The organism is Nocardiopsis sp. NPDC101807, from assembly GCF_044766605.1.
In the GTDB taxonomy this organism is placed as follows: Bacteria; Actinomycetota; Actinomycetes; order Streptosporangiales; family Streptosporangiaceae; genus Nocardiopsis; species Nocardiopsis tropica.
Genome location: NZ_JBIWMK010000010.1, coordinates 24,623 through 39,292 on the forward strand (window position 1 = coordinate 24,623; position 14,670 = coordinate 39,292).

Consider the following 14,670-nt stretch of genomic DNA (forward strand, 5'->3'; position numbering starts at 1 on the left):
GGCCGGCCACACCCCCGCGCCCTCCTCCCAGGACGGACCGCCCGCCCCGGACCCCGGCTCCACGGGACGGTACGCACAGCCTCCCCTGCCGGGAGCTCGACAGCCCCAGGGCCCTCCGGCCCCCTCGTGGCAGGGCCCCCTCCCGGGGCCGCAGGGGTTCCCCGCCCCCGGCCCGCGGTCCCCGGGGACGACGGCCCACACCCTCCACCCGTTCCACGCCCCCGACCGCCCGGCGGCGCCCGGGCAGCCGTTCCCGCGGAGGGGGCCGTACCCGCCCCTCCCCCCGCACCCCGCGATGGCCCAGCACCCGGCCGCCCCCTACTACGGGCCTCCCGGCGGACACGGCCCGTGGCCGCCGCCCCGGCAGCCGTGGGGGCAGCCCCTGCCGCGGCGGCGCCGCCGCGGCCTCGGCGTCCTGGTCGGCTCCTCCGTGGCGGGCACGATCGCCGTCGCCGCCCTGGTCGTCAGCATCGTCATGGTCTCGACGACGCCGCAGCCGGAGCCGCAGCCGACCGGCACCGACCTGTCCGCCCTCTACGACGAGGGCCTGGCGGCCCGGCCCAACTCCGTCGAGATCGACATCGCCGACCACCCCCTCTACGACGCTCCGATGCCGGAGCCCGTCGACTGCGACACCCCCTCGCTGGACATCGGCTCGGACGAGTCGTGGCAGGACTTCGCGACCATCACCGGCGACTGCCTGGACCTGCTCTGGGCCCCGGTCATGGACGACCTGGGCCTGTCCTCCAGCACCCCGGAGATCACCGTCACCCGCGAGTCCCCCGACACCGGCGAGGAGGAGGGGTACACGCTCGCGTACTACGAGAGCGACTGGAACCGCATCACCGTCGTCCTGCCCAACGTCCGCCAGCTCAGTGCCCAGATCCCCGTGGACGAGCGCGAGGACGTCTGGATCGCCCTGATGGGACACGAGTACGGCCACCACGTGCAGTTCGCCACCGGCATCCTCGACGTCTCGCACGACATGCGCTGGAACGCCGGGAGCGAGGACGACGAGCTCGACACCCTCCGGCGCACCGAGCTCCAGGCCGAGTGCATGGCCGGGATCGGGCTGCGCGGCGTCACCGGCGGCGACGGGGACGTCCTGGAGGCGGTCAACGCCAACTTCAACTCGGGCGGGGACCTCGACACCCACGGCAGCGCGAGCAACCGGGCGTTCTGGCTGGAGCAGGGCTGGTCCGAGGAGACCGTGAGCGCCTGCAACACCTACGGCGCCGCGGCGGGCGAGGTCACCTGATCAGCCCTCGACGACCTTCCGGTAGGCCTCCCACCCGTGGAGCTTGACCCGCTCCCCGCGTTCCAGCTCCGCCGCCTGGCGGGCCTCGGCCGCGTCGATGCGCAGCCAGTCGTCGTACCAGCTGTGCGCGATCCCCCGCTCCTCCAGGACCCGTTCCAGCGGCACCGGGTCCGGAGCCTCCGCGCGCAGCCCCGGGGCGTCCCGCAGCAGGGACCTCACCGTGGCCGCCGCGTCGGACTTGTTGGTGCCGATGACCCCGGTCGCGCCCCGCTTGACCCACCCGGCGACGTAGTCCCCGCGGACCACCCGGCCCCCCTCGTCCAGGACCCGGCCCTCGTCGTGCGGGACCGTGCGCCCCTCGGCGTCGAACGGCACGCCCGGCAGCGGGGCCCCCGCGTAGCCGACCGAGCGCAGCACCAGCCCGGCGTCCAGGTCGGTGGTCCGCCCCGTGCCGACCAGGCGCCCCTCGTCGTCCAGGCGCGTGTGCTCCACCCGCACCCCCGTGGCACGGCTCCCGCCGAGGACCTCCTTCGGCCGGGCCCAGAAGTGCAGGCGCACGGTGCGGGGACGCCCCTGGGGGGCGCGCCCCGCGTGCTCCCGGAGGAGCTTGATGTTGGTGCGCGCGGCGCGGGCGACCATGCGCGTCTCGTGCGTGCCCGTGCCCACCTCCGCGGGGTCGACGTCGACCTGCTCGGCGGGCACGACCACGTCGGCGCCGGGCAGGGCGAGCAGGTCGCGCAGCTCGGGCGCGGTGAACCGGGCCTGGAGGGGCCCCCTCCGCGACAGGATGTGGACCGTGCGCACCCGGCTGGCGGCGAGCACCTCCAGGACCGGCTCCGGTATGTCGGTGTGCCGCAGTTCGTCGGCGGTCTTGGCCAGGATGCGGGCGACGTCCAGGGCGACGTTGCCCGCCCCCACCACGACGGCCTCCTCGGCGTCGAGCACGAACCCCGCGAGCTCGCTGTCGGGGTGCCCGCAGTACCAGTTGACGAAGTCGGTCGCGGCGACGCTGCCGGGGAGGTCCTCCCCCGGCACGCCCATGCGGCGGTCCACCGGGGCCCCGGTGGCGTAGACGACCGCGTGGTAGGAGCGGGCCAGGTCCGCGCGGGTGAGGTCGGAGCCGAACTCGACCCCGCCGACGAAGCGCACGTCGGGGTGCTCCAGCACGCTCCTCAGGGCCCCGGCCACACCCTTGATCTTGGTGTGGTCGGGCGCGACCCCGTAGCGCACGAGGCCGTAGGGGGTGGGCAGGCGGTCCATCACGTCCACCCGGACGGGGACGCGCCGCTGCCGTGTGAGGGCGTCGGCGGTGTAGACGCCGGCCGGACCGGAGCCGATCACGGCCACACGGAGCGCGTCGCCGGCCCCGGCGTCCCTCGGGTCGGGCTGAGAGGTCATGGTCCCATTCTGACAGCCCGGGGACGGATCGCGGGGGCGGTCGCGGCGCGCCGTGTCCCGGACGCGGACCGGCCCGGACGGGGGTCCCGTCCGGGTCGGTCCGCGCGGCGGTCAGGCCTTCTCGTCGGCCAGCTCCTCGGCGCCCTTGCGCGCCTCCGTGTGCCGGGAGACCGTCCCGGTGAGCTTGCGGGACAGTTCCTGGGGCGTCAGCCCCTGGGCCCGGAGGATGTCGTCGCGCTTGGCGTGGTCCAGGAACTCCTGGGCGATGCCGAACGTGCGCACCGGCACGTCCACGTCGTGGTCGCGCAGCAGGCGCGCCACCGCGTCGCCCACGGCGCCCGTGCGGCCGTTGTCCTCGATCACGGCCACGACGCTGTGCTCGGCGGCCTCGCCGACCAGGGCCTCGTCGAGCGGCTTGACCCACAGAGGGTCGACGACGGTGACGCCGATGCCCTGGACGGCCATCCGGTCGGCGACCTCGCAGGCGACCTGGGCCATGGTGCCCACGCCGACGATGAGCAGGTCCTTGGCGTGGCCGCCGTCGGCGGCGCGGCGGAGCAGGTCCATGGAGCCGATCCGGCCGACCGCGTCCACCTGTTCGGCCACGGCGCCCTTGGGGTAGCGCACCACGGTGGGGGCGTCGTCGACGGCGACCGCCTCGTTGAGCAGGAGGCGCAGGCGCTCGGCGTCGCGGGGGGCGGCCAGGCGGAGTCCGGGGACCACCTGGAGGATGGACATGTCCCACATGCCGTTGTGGCTGGCCCCGTCGTTGCCGGTGACCCCGGCGCGGTCCAGGCAGAAGGTGACGCCCTGGCGGTGCAGGGCGGCGTCCATGAGCACCTGGTCGAAGCAGCGGTTGAGGAAGGTCGCGTAGACCGCGACCACCGGGTGCAGGCCGTTCATGGCCATGCCCGTGGCCGCGGTGGCGGCGTGCTGCTCTGCGATGCCGACGTCGAAGATGCGGTCCGGGTAGGCGTCCGCGAACTTGTTGAGGCCGGTGGGGTGGAGCATGGCGGCGGTGATGGCCACCACGTCCTCGCGCTCCGCGCCGATCTCCACCATGGCGTCGGCGAAGACCGAGGTCCACTTGACGGCCTTCGACCCCGGCTTGGCCAGGCCGGTGGCGACGTCGAAGGGGCCCGGGGCGTGGAACTGGTCCTCGTCGTGGTTCTCCGCCGGGGCGTAGCCCTTGCCCTTCTGGGTGATGCAGTGCACGATGACCGGGCCGCCGAAGTCGCGGGCGCGGCGCAGCGCCTTCTCCAGGCCCTGCTCGTCGTGGCCGTCGATGGGGCCGAGGTACTTGAGCCCCAGGTCCTCGAACATCATCTGCGGCTGGATGGCGTCCTTGATGCCCTTCTTGAGGCCGTGCAGGGCCTCGTAGATGGGCTGGCCCACGACCGGGGTGCGGTTGAGGGTGGTCTTGGCCAGGTCCAGGGCCTGCTCGTAGCCGGGGGCCATGCGCAGCGAGGCGAGGTGGTCGGCGAGCCCGCCCCTGGTCGGCGAGTAGGAGCGGCCGTTGTCGTTGACGACGACGACGAGGCGGCGGTCCTTGCGCTCGGCGATGTTGTTGAGCGCCTCCCAGGCCATGCCGCCGGTGAGGGCGCCGTCGCCGATGACCGCGACCACGGTGCGGTCCCTGCGGCCCCGCACCTCGTTGGCCTTGGCCATGCCGTCGGCGTAGGAGAGCGCGGTGGACGCGTGCGAGTTCTCGACGAAGTCGTGCTCGGACTCCGCACGGGAGGGGTAGCCGGAGAGCCCGCCCTCCGACTTGAGGTCGGAGAAGTCGTGCCTGCCGGTGAGGATCTTGTGCGCGTAGGCCTGGTGGCCGGTGTCGAAGAGGATGGGGTCCTTCGGCGAGTCGAAGACCCTGTGCAGGGCGATGGTCAGCTCGACCACCCCGAGGCTGGGACCGAGGTGCCCGCCGGTCTGGGAGCAGGAGTCGACCAGGAAGTCCCGGATCTCCTGTGCCAGCGTCGGGAGCTGGTCGGCCGGAAGCTTCTTGAGAGCTTCCGGATTGTGTATCGACTCGAACAGTGCCACTGTCTCGTCAGTCCCCTCGTCCAGCGTGTCCGTTGAGTGTGCCGACCCGGGCCCCTGACGTGGGCCGGTTCCGGCTACCGGCAGGTATACATACCCGAGTTTATGGGTGTGCGTCCACGGGTCCTACCCAGCCCTGCGACGGCTACGACCCCGGAGGCGGCCCGCGCGCGGCGGGTCCCCCGCCAGACGGCCGGAGCCGCGCGGAACGCCCCGAGTATCGCGGGTTTCGGCGTACATTACTCGGTTTCGGGAACGGTGTTGTCCCAGTTGCCCGGCCCGAGGGCGTCCGGGGGCGCTCCCGGGCGGCCCGGACTCCCCGGTCCGGCCCCGTGCGCTCCGGCGGCCCCGGACGTGTCCGGGGTCACCCGAGGACGGCCTGCGCGAGCAGGCCGGCGGCGGAGGCGCCCACCACGCTCAGCATCGCCACGCGCAGCCGCCCCGCGTCGACGCGGCGGCGCAGGACGCCGCCGAGCAGGAACCCGAGGACGACGAAGGGGACGGCGGCCGCACCGACCACGGCGGTGCGGACGTCCATCTGGCCGCCCGCCGTCAGCGCCGCCAGGGAGAACGCGCCGCCGCACAGGAAGAACGCCGCGAGGGTCGCCCGCACCCGCGAGGGCGCCTCGTGCTGGTAGAGCAGGGCCATCGGCGGTCCGCCCACCGAGGTGGCGGTGCCGGCGAAGCCGGACAGGGCCCCCGCGGCCACGAGCGACCCCGGGGTGATGCGCACGCGCAGGGACAGGACCGAGAGGGCGACGGCGACGAGCACCATGAGGCCGACGGCGCCGGCGAGGGCGCGGGGTTCCAGGACGGCGACCACCCACACCCCCAGAACGGTCCCGGGCACGCGCGCGGGAAGGCCCCACGCGAGGCCCCGCCAGTCCACGTGCCGCCACTCCTGCAGGAGGGTCAGAACGGGCAGGACGATGACCGTCACCAGCAGGCTCCCCGGCATCAGCGTGGGGTCGAGGAAGGAGATGACGGGGGCGGCGACCAGGCCGAGGCCGAGGCCGACGGCGCTCTGGACCGCCGCCCCGAGCACGACCGCGACGACGCACACGAGGACGAACGCCCACAGGTCCGACTCCCCGAGGAGGCCGTGGCCGGTCGGGGAGAAGTACTCCGCGAGTGCCGGGGCGGCGGCCCGGTGGGTCGGGAGGGCGGGCGGGGACGGGACTGCGGAGATGTCTACGGGCACGCCGCCGGACGTTACATCTCACTCATCCCTACCGGGATTAGGAGATAGGAGCATGGGATGACCGAACCGGGCGGGGGTCGGGTCCGCGGCGGTACGCCGCCGGCGTCCGGAACGGCCCGGAGGGGGGCCGCCGGACGGAGGCGGCGCCACGGACCGCGTCGGCGTACTCCATCGCCCGCTCGGGGTGCAGGAACCAGTCGATCAGACCGCTCGGATCGCTGAAGGAGTTGGCGAAGCGGTCGGCCGTCGCCTGGTGGCGGGACGCGAGGCCGAACAGCTCCCACACGTGCGGCGGGCCGGACAGCATGACCCTGCTCCAGGCGGTGACCTGGCGGGCCCGGCGCCAGTAGGAGGCGAACGCCGACCGCATGAACGCCTCGTCGAAGGGGCGCGTGCCGTGGTCCACGATCGCGCGCCGGTAGACGTCGGCGCACAGGGACGCCATGTTGGCCCCCTGCGCGGTGATGGGGTCGTTGGCGACCACGGCGTCGGCCATGCCCAGGACCAGGGCCCCGTTGGAGAGCCGGGCGACGGGTTCCCTCACCACGGGCGTGCAGGCGCCCCGCAGGGCGGCCCGCGGATCGGCGAGGCGGGCCCGGGAGAAGCGCTCGTACTCCCACGGCGCGGAGCGGCGCAGCACGTCGAGCAGGGAGTCGAGGACCTCCTCGCCCGGGGCTCCGGCCGGCAGTGCGCGGTCCATGGGGCCGCCCGGCACGGCCTCCACCATGACGGCGTCGCACGCACCCGCGAGCGAGTAGGTGGGGAGCGTGAACACCTCCCCCTCCCCCGGCACGGCGCTGCGGCTGAGGATCGGGCCGGACGGGTGGGGAGCGGCGCCGGTGACGTAGGCGAGGGCGAGGGTGCGCTGCGGTGCGGCGAAGGCCGAGCGCCGGGTGTCGCGGGGGAAGACGTCGGCGAGCTCTCCCCGTCCGGCGGCGACGACCACGAGGTCGTGGTCCCGGTCGGCCGCGAGCCGCTCCAGCTCCGCGGCGCCGACCCTGCGGCGGACGTGGCGGCCCCCGCGCCGGACGAACAGGTCGAGCCAGGCCGACAGCTTGAGCCTCTGGTCCACCGACTGGGCGGGTTCGTCCAGCCTGCCGACCCACGATGCGGCCGGGGCGGTCCCGCGTCCGCCCGACCGCGCGGCCGGCCCGCGGGCAGGGGCTCCCGCGGTCCCCCCTCCGGGGTCGGCGACGTGGACCCCCACGCCCCGGACGAGGGGCGCCCGGTCGTCCCAGAAGGCGAGTCCGTGGCGCCGTTCGCGGCGCAGGGCCGGGCCGAAGAGGCACTGGGTGGAGGTCACGCCGCCGGAGCGGACCTCCTCCGCCCCGGCCGGGCTGACCAGTGTCACGCCGTAGCCCTCGGCCAACAGGCCGAGGGCGAGTTGCAGACCTGACTGTCCGCCTCCGACGACGAGGATCGTGCGCATGTCTCTCCCGGGTACGCGCCCGCGGCCCGGAGGCCGGAGAGGGCTCCGGGGCGGGCGGCGGGCGCGGGGTGGTCGGGCCGTCGCGGTCCCTGTCCCGTCCCGGCGTGGTCCGGGCACGGCGGAGCCGGGGCGCGGCGCACACGTGGTGCGCCTTCCCCGCGACGGCCGGTTGCTTGCGCGGCGAAACTAGCAGCGCCCCGCAGGGCCCCTCCCCCGCCCCCGGGGAGTGGGACCTTCGGCCCGGCGGGGCCGGGACCTGCGACTCTGCGCCGCCCGGCCGCCGGAGTCGGCGGCGCCCCGGGGCGTCGCGCCGGCGTTTCCGGCGGCCTCGGCCGACGTTCGCGCAGCTCATGGCGGTCGGTTGGGACGGCGGGGCCGGTCGGGGCGCCCACGCGGCGGAGGCGGGGCTCCCGCCTCGGCCCCGGCCGCTCCCGCCGCCCCTCCCCCGGAGTGCGCCCCTCGGCCCGCGGGAAGGGGGAGCGACGCATGTCACAGGGCCGCAGGGGCTCCGCCCCGGAAACGGCGGGGCCCGGCCCGGCGCACGGGGCGCCGGACCGGGCCCGACGGGGGTGGGGAGCGCCGCCCCCGCCGCCCCCGCCGCCCCGGGAGGACCCGTCCGAACCGGGACCCGGGCCTGCCCGGACCACGCAGCGGGCCGGCGCCGGGCGTCGGGCGGGGCGGGTGTCACCGGCCTCCGTGGCCGGTACGCCTAGGCGCCGCCCCGTGCGTGCGTCTTGCGCCCCCGCCGCGAGACCGCGTCGAGGATGACCGCGATCAGGAGGACGGCCGCGGTGATCATGAAGCGCACCGAGGTGTCCATCTGGAGCAGCAGGAGACCGGAGGTGATCGCGCCCAGGACCAGGCCGCCCAGGAGGGCGGAGTAGGCGTTGCCCCGGCCGCCGAAGAGGCTCGTCCCGCCGATGACGGCCGCGGCGATGGCCATCATCAGCTCCGCCCCGCTGCCGGTGGAGACGCTGGCGGCGAAGTTGCGGGACACCAGCATGATGCCGCCGAGGGCGGCCAGGGTCGACGCGATGCCGAACACCGAGATGCGGATCAGGTCGACGTTGATGCCCGCCCGGCGGGCGGCCTCGGAGTTGCCGCCGACGGCGTAGACCATCCGCCCGTAGCGGGTCTTGCGCAGCACGAGGTCGAGGACGACCACGAAGCCCACGAAGATGAGGAACGCCAGCGGCACGCCCTTGTACTGGTTGAGCACCCAGACGCCGCCGACGATCGGCACCGTGAGCAGCGCCGCGCGGAAGAGGACCTCCTCCAGGGGCTTGTAGGGCAGGCCCGCCAGGCGCCGGCGCCGTTCGACCGAGAAGACGGCGATCAGGTAGAGCACGATGACGATGCCGGCGATGGCCCACCCCATGAAGGGGACGAAGTACGTCTGCGTGAGCATCGCGATGGCGCCGCTGGGGCTGGTGTTGATGGTGCCGTCGGCGCCCATCAGGTAGAGGTGCACGCCCTGCCAGCCGAGGAGGCCCGCGAGGGTGACCACGAAGGCCGGCACCCCCAGTTTGGCGAAGATGACGCCGTGGAGCAGGCCGATCAGGAGCCCGACCCCGACGGCCGCGGCGATGGCGCCCCACTCGGGCAGGCCCGTCTTCACCGCGAGGACGGCCAGGACGGCCGCGGACAGGCCGGAGACCGATCCGATCGACAGGTCGATCTCGCCGAGGAGCAGCACCATGATGACGCCGGTGGTCATCAGGCCGACGGCGGCGATCTGCACGGTCAGGTTGGACAGGTTCTGCGGGGACAGGAACCGGTCGTTCATCGACTGGAAGACGATGCCGATCAGCAGCAGTCCGACCACGACGGGGAGGGGACCGAGCTCCCCGCCCCTCAGGTTGCGCCGCAGCGCCTGGAGCCAGCCCTTGGGCGAGGCCGCGGTGGCGAGGAGGCGGGGGTCGCGCCTGGCCTCGCCCGCTTCGGGTGTCCCGTCCCCGGACTCGTGGGACAGGTGGGTCTGCTGTGTCATCGGTTGTCCTCCGTGGCCAGGGCCGAGGAGCCGGTGCGGTCGGAGCGGCGGCTGACCGGGTTGTCGGCCGCCCCGGTGATGGCGGCCACGATCTCCTCGTAGCTGGTCTCCGCGATGGGGAAGTCCCCCGCATTGCGGCCCAGCCGCAGCACCACGGCGCGGTCGGCGACAGCGCGGACGTCGGCCATGTTGTGGCTGATCAGGACCACGCCGAGCCCCTGGTCCCGCAGGCGTTCGATCAGGTCGAGGACCTGGGCGGTCTGGGCGACGCCCAGGGCTGCGGTCGGCTCGTCGAGCATGACCACGCGGGGCTGCCCCAGCAGGGAGCGGGCGATGGCGATGATCTGCCTCTGGCCCCCCGAGAGCGAGGCCACGGGGACGCGCAGGTCGGGGATGCTCACCGACAGGGAGTCGAGGAGCTCCCTGGCCCGGCTCTCCATCTCGACCTCGTCGAGGGTTCCGGGGAAGTGCAGCTTCTCGTTGCCCAGGAACAGGTTGCCGACGATGTCCAGGTTGTCGCACAGGGCGAGGTCCTGGTAGATCGTCGCGATCCCGAGCCGCTGGGCGTCGGAGGGGGCGGAGATGCCGACCGGCTTTCCGTCCCACGCGATGCTCCCGCCGCTGTCCGCGGGGTGGACGCCGGCGATGACCTTGACCAGTGTGGACTTTCCCGCGCCGTTGTCGCCGAGCAGGGCGACGACCTCGCCGGGGCGGACCTGGAAGTCGACCTCGCTCAGGGCCCTGACGGCGCCGAAGGTCTTGGAGATCCCGGACAGTTCCAGGACGGGTGTGCTCATGCGCTCGTTTCTCTCTCCTCGTCCCGGCCGGGGGCGGTACGGGCTCGCCCGCCCGCCCCCGCGCACCGGGGACTTCGCGCCGCTTCTAGAGGTTTTCCTGGCAGAAGTCGGTGTCGGCGTAGTCGTCGGTGCAGATCTCCTCGACGCTGTAGACCTCGTCGGCCACGACGGTGTCCAGGACGTTGTCCTCCGTCACGACGATGACGTCGAGCAGGACCGCGGTGACGGCCTCCCCGTTGGCGTCCTCGACCTCGGTGATCTCGTAGCCGTCGAGCTGGAGGTCCTCGCCCGTGCCCAGGGCGACCGCCATGGCGGCGGCGACCTCGGCCTCGGGGCGGATCTCCTTGTAGACGGTCATGTGCTGCTCACCGGCGACGACGCGCTGGATCCCGGCGAGCTCGGCGTCCTGGCCGGTGACGGGCGGAAGGTCCTCGACCGCGACCCCGGCGCTGCGCAGGGCCGAGATGACGCCCGAGGCCATGCCGTCGTTGGCGGAGTAGACGCCGGCGATCTCGTCGACGCCCAGGGAGGTGATCGCGCCCTCCATCTGGCTGTTGGCCTGGTCGGGCGACCAGTCCGGGGTGTCGAACTCCTGGCCGATCTCGACGGCGCCGTCGAGGACGTCGTGGGCGCCCGCCTTGAAGTCCGCCGCGTTGGGGTCGGTGGGCGAGCCGTTGATCATGACGATCTGGCCGTCCTCGTTGCCGTCCTCCTCCAGGGCCGCGAGCAGGGCCTCGCCCTGGACCTGTCCGACCCGGAAGTTGTCGAAGGAGACGTACATGTCGACGCCGCCCTCGGCGAGGCGGTCGTAGGCCACGACCGGCACGCCCTGGGACCGGGCCTCGTTGACGGTTCCGGCCGCCGCGGCGGAGTCGACGGCGTCGAGGACCAGGACGTCCACCCCGTCGGTCAGCATGGCCTGGGCCTGGGTCTGCTGCTCGTCGACGTCCTGGTCGGCGTTGGCGTAGGAGAGCTCGCACTCCGGGCAGAGCTCGTTGAGGGCCTCTTCGAAGTAGGGCTTGTCGAAGGCCTCGTAGCGGGCGGTCTGGAGCTCGGGGAGGAGGAGTCCGACGTGGAAGCCCTCCTCCACGCTCTGGGTCTCCTGCTCGCCCTCGCCACCGGTGGTGGTGAGGCCGGCGCAGCCGGAGACGAGGAGGGCGAGTGCGGCGGTGGCCGCCAGGCCTGCGGTGGCCCTGCGGTGCGGTGCGAAGCGTCGTGTACTCAACGCTGGTGCCTCTCATGACGGGGGGTTCACGGTGGAGAACTCGCGAGTGGTGGTGTGCAGTCAAACCCCGCCGCCACCTTGGCGTCAACTCCTGAACACATAACCGAAACATCACGGGACTTGAGTTCAGGAGCTGAAGGGATCAAAAACCCAGGCCAGAGCGGAAACCCGAACGTGGGCGTCCGTGTGAGGAAGTCTCAGGTTTTACCCGTGACCGGTCCGGCGCAGGCGGTGACCTCGCGGTTCACCGGCCCTCCACCCCCCGGCCGGGACCTGGATCGGCCGGCGCCGGTACCCGTGCCGCCCCGCCGGAGGCCGGGGCCACGCGCGCGGGCGGCGGGCGGACCACGGCCGGACGGGGAGGGTCAGTTCGCGTGCTGCGAGGCCATGCGCAGCGCCCCGTACAGGGCCGCGTCCCGCCCCAGTTCGCCGCGCACCAGCGAGAGCCGCTCCAGAGCGCTGCCCAGCGACCCCAGCTCCATCGCCCGCCGCATCGGGTCCAGCAGGAGCTCCCCGGCCTCCGCCAGGTCGCCGCCGACGATCACCCTGTCCGGGTTGAACAGGTTGGCCATGATCGCGATCCCCTGGCCCAGCGCGGTGCCCGCCTCCGCGATGATCCGGCGGCTCCCGGGGTCGCCCCCCGTGGCCGCCTCGACCAGGTCGCCCACCCGTGCCGGACCCGGCCCCCGGGCGACGTCGGTGTTGTGCGGCAGCATGTCCAGCAGGTAGTTCGCGCCGACGAAGGTCTCCAGGCAGCCCCGGTTGCCGCACCGGCAGACCTGGCCGCGCGGGTCCAGCGCGATGTGCCCGATCTCCCCCGCCGTGCCGCCCGCGCCGCGGAAGAGCCGGCCGGACATCATGATGCCCGCCCCCACCCCGTCGCCGATGACCAGGTGGATGACGTGTTCGGCCCCCGTGCCCGCCCCGCGGTGCTGCTCGGCCAGGACGGAGAGGTTGGCGTCGTTCTCGGCCAGGACCTCCAGGCCCAGGCGCTCGGTCAGCGCCCTGGCGGGGTGGAACCCCGCCCACCGGGGCACGCAGGAGATGTGCCCCACCGCGCCGGTGCCCGGGTCGATGGGCCCCGGCACCGAGGCGACCACGGACGAGACCGTGCCCAGGTCGATCCTGGCGCGCTGGAGGGTGGTCTCGGCCAGCCAGGCCGCGCGGCGCACCGCCCGGTCGGCGTCGGACCCCACGTCGTAGTCGATCTCCTCGCGGGCCAGCATGTTGCCCTCGCTGTCGCCGACCGCGACGCGGACGCTGTCGGCGGTGAAGTCGACGGCCACGACGGTGCCGGGCGGGCGCAGGAGCGTGACGGCCCGCGCGCGCCGGCCGTTGGAGGAGGTGTCGCGCACCGACACGGTCCCGGAGGCGCGCAGGCCGCGCACGATGTTGGACACGCTCGCGGCCGACAGCCCGGTGGTCCGGGCCAGCTCGGCCTGGGTGCGCGTACCGTCGCGCCGCAGCACGTCCACGACCCGGCGTTCGTTGGCCCGGCGCAGGGCGGACTGAGATCCCGGCGTCGCCGCGGCGTCGGTCACCAGTGGCCCCTTTTCGGTCGGCACTCCCCAGCGCTTCGGCGCTGCTGCGAGGAATGCTACAAGCATTGAACGCAGGCCGGAACTCGGCTCCCGCGCGGGTTAGGGTCCGAGCGTGAACGCACCACGCATCAGCACCGCCGACGACGGCTGGGACCAGGCCCTGGCCGGAGCGGTCCCCTCCGGCGGCCCCCCGGGCGGGCCGCGGATCGTCGCGGTCGAGGGCCGCTCCGGCTCGGGCAAGAGCACGGTGGCCGCACGGCTGCGCGCGGCGCTCGCGCTCCGGGGGCGGCCGGCGGCCGTGCTGTCGATGGAGGACCTCTACCCGGGGTGGGAGGGGCTGGCCGAGGCGCCCGCGCTGTTGCGGGAATGGGTCCTCGAACCGCTCTCGCGGGGGGAGCGGGCGGCCTGGCGGCGCTACGACTGGGAGCGGGGGGGCTTCGCGCGGGGGTGGGCGTCGCCGCCGGGGGAGGTCGCCGCGGGCGGGGTCCTGGTGGTCGAGGGGACCGGCTCGGGCGCCGCCGCCGGACGCGGCCTCCTGGACCTGCTGGTCTGGGTGGCCGCGCCCGGCGACGAGCGCGCCCGCCGGCTGGACGCCCGCGGTGACGCGTCGGTGTACGCGCCCTACAGGCGTGTGTGGGCGGAGCAGGAGGAGTCCTTCTACGCGGAGGACCACACCCGGGAGCACGCCGACCTGGTGGTCGACAACCCCGCCCGGTGACCGTGCGCGGGACGGGCGCCCGCCGCCGGGGCCCGCCCCGCGGGGACGCGACCGGACGGAGGGGCCGGGGCGGTCGGCGCCCCGCCTCAGCCCCCCTGGGCGGGGGCGGGGTCGGCGGCGCCTCCGACGAACCCGGTGACCAGGCCGAGGACGGCCTCGTCGGCGAGGATGCCGCTGTGGCCCGCTCCGCTGGTCCGCACCAGACGGGCCCGCTCCCCGAGCGCGGCGGCGGTGCTCAGGGACTCCCCGATCGGGACGTGGGCGTCGTCCTCGCCGTGCAGGAGCAGCACGGGCAGGTCGAACGACTCCGGCGCGTGCGTGGCCGAGAAGCGGGTCCACACGGTCGGGTCCCCGTCGAAGTAGTGGCGCTCGACGGCCTCGCGCAGCGCCGCCACGGCCCGGGGCCGCAGCCCGAGGACGCCCGAGAAGGAGCTGACGAGGAACCCGAAGTCCGACACCCCCGAGACCAGGACCGCCCGGTCGGCCCGCAGGCCCTCCCGCAGGGCGTGGACGGCGAAGAGCGCGCCCAGGGAGTGGCCGATCACGGCCGTGAAGTGTCCGTGCCGGTCCTGGAGGACGCGCATGATCTCCCGGGCGTCCAGGACGCTGCCCACCGGGCCGTCCGTGGAGCCGTGGCCCGGTGCGTCCCACGAGACGGGGCTGTAGCCGAGTTCGAGCAGTCGCCGGACCACCGGCGCGAAGCGGGAGGCGCGGGAGCGCCAGCCGTGGACGAGCAGGACGGGGCGGGCGCCGTCGCCCCAGGCGTAGGCGGCGACCTTCCACCTCCCGACGTCGAAGGACTCCGTCCGGGCGCTCCGGTGGAGTTCGAGGTCCCCGGCGGCGACCGGGCGCGGGCCGCGGGGGTCGGCCCACAGGCGTCGCGCCAGGGCTCCCGCGAGGCCGGGGGCGGGGAGGGCGAGGGCGTTGACGGCCGCGCCCACGAGACGGGCTGTGTTCACTGTGGACTCTTTTCCGCGGGACGCCCGCATCCAGAAAACTTTACGAACGATCGTATTATTTGTTTTGCATGTCGCTTCCGTCAAGGGGCAAGTAGGATCACCTTGTACCCGACCGAC

The 14,670-nt window shown here is 74.3% G+C and carries 11 protein-coding genes; 2 read left to right on the forward strand and 9 right to left on the reverse strand.

Features of this window, described 5'->3' with window-relative positions; all coding sequences use genetic code 11:
* The first annotated feature begins 295 nt into the window (after nucleotides 1–295).
* Complete coding sequence (locus ACIRPH_RS26735) at nucleotides 296–1,258, forward strand: neutral zinc metallopeptidase (protein WP_402919157.1); 963 nt, start codon at nucleotides 296–298, stop codon at nucleotides 1,256–1,258.
* On the opposite strand, the gene ACIRPH_RS26740 is transcribed toward ACIRPH_RS26735, so the two are convergent.
* The 8 genes from ACIRPH_RS26740 to ACIRPH_RS26775 form a co-directional block, all read right to left on the reverse strand.
* The gene (locus tag ACIRPH_RS26740; protein ID WP_402919159.1) at nucleotides 1,259–2,656 is read right to left on the reverse strand and encodes an FAD-dependent oxidoreductase; all 1,398 of its coding nucleotides are present in this window, start codon (nucleotides 2,654–2,656) and stop codon (nucleotides 1,259–1,261) included.
* A gap of 111 nt (nucleotides 2,657–2,767) precedes the next feature.
* Nucleotides 2,768–4,696, reverse strand: a complete 1,929-nt coding sequence (dxs, locus tag ACIRPH_RS26745; protein WP_402919160.1) for a 1-deoxy-D-xylulose-5-phosphate synthase — start codon at nucleotides 4,694–4,696, stop codon at nucleotides 2,768–2,770.
* Nucleotides 4,697–5,057: 361 nt separating this feature from the next.
* On the reverse strand, nucleotides 5,058–5,774 hold the full coding sequence (locus tag ACIRPH_RS26750; protein WP_402919559.1) for a sulfite exporter TauE/SafE family protein: 717 nt from the start codon (nucleotides 5,772–5,774) through the stop codon (nucleotides 5,058–5,060).
* A gap of 157 nt (nucleotides 5,775–5,931) precedes the next feature.
* Nucleotides 5,932–7,323: a styrene monooxygenase/indole monooxygenase family protein gene (locus tag ACIRPH_RS26755; protein WP_402919162.1), complete on the reverse strand. Its 1,392-nt coding sequence runs from the start codon at nucleotides 7,321–7,323 to the stop codon at nucleotides 5,932–5,934.
* Nucleotides 7,324–8,032: 709 nt separating this feature from the next.
* A complete protein-coding gene (locus ACIRPH_RS26760) occupies nucleotides 8,033–9,313 on the reverse strand; it encodes a sugar ABC transporter permease (protein WP_402919164.1) in 1,281 nt (426 codons plus the stop codon).
* Nucleotides 9,310–10,110, reverse strand: a complete 801-nt coding sequence (locus ACIRPH_RS26765) for an ATP-binding cassette domain-containing protein (RefSeq protein ID WP_402919166.1) — start codon at nucleotides 10,108–10,110, stop codon at nucleotides 9,310–9,312. The genes ACIRPH_RS26760 and ACIRPH_RS26765 overlap by 4 nt, the downstream gene beginning before the upstream one ends.
* A gap of 85 nt (nucleotides 10,111–10,195) precedes the next feature.
* Nucleotides 10,196–11,335, reverse strand: coding sequence for a substrate-binding domain-containing protein (locus ACIRPH_RS26770; RefSeq protein ID WP_402919168.1), 1,140 nt, complete (start codon nucleotides 11,333–11,335; stop codon nucleotides 10,196–10,198).
* Nucleotides 11,336–11,700: 365 nt separating this feature from the next.
* Nucleotides 11,701–12,876: an ROK family protein gene (locus ACIRPH_RS26775; RefSeq protein ID WP_402919170.1), complete on the reverse strand. Its 1,176-nt coding sequence runs from the start codon at nucleotides 12,874–12,876 to the stop codon at nucleotides 11,701–11,703.
* A gap of 112 nt (nucleotides 12,877–12,988) precedes the next feature.
* Here ACIRPH_RS26775 and ACIRPH_RS26780 point away from each other — a divergent pair, with 112 nt between their 5' ends.
* On the forward strand, nucleotides 12,989–13,594 hold the full coding sequence (locus tag ACIRPH_RS26780) for a uridine kinase (RefSeq protein ID WP_402919172.1): 606 nt from the start codon (nucleotides 12,989–12,991) through the stop codon (nucleotides 13,592–13,594).
* A gap of 86 nt (nucleotides 13,595–13,680) precedes the next feature.
* Here the strand turns inward: ACIRPH_RS26780 and ACIRPH_RS26785 are convergent, their stop codons facing one another.
* Nucleotides 13,681–14,553 carry an alpha/beta hydrolase gene (locus tag ACIRPH_RS26785; protein ID WP_402919174.1) on the reverse strand — a complete coding sequence of 291 codons (873 nt, stop codon included), beginning with the start codon at nucleotides 14,551–14,553 and terminating at the stop codon, nucleotides 13,681–13,683.
* Nucleotides 14,554–14,670: the final 117 nt, after the last annotated feature.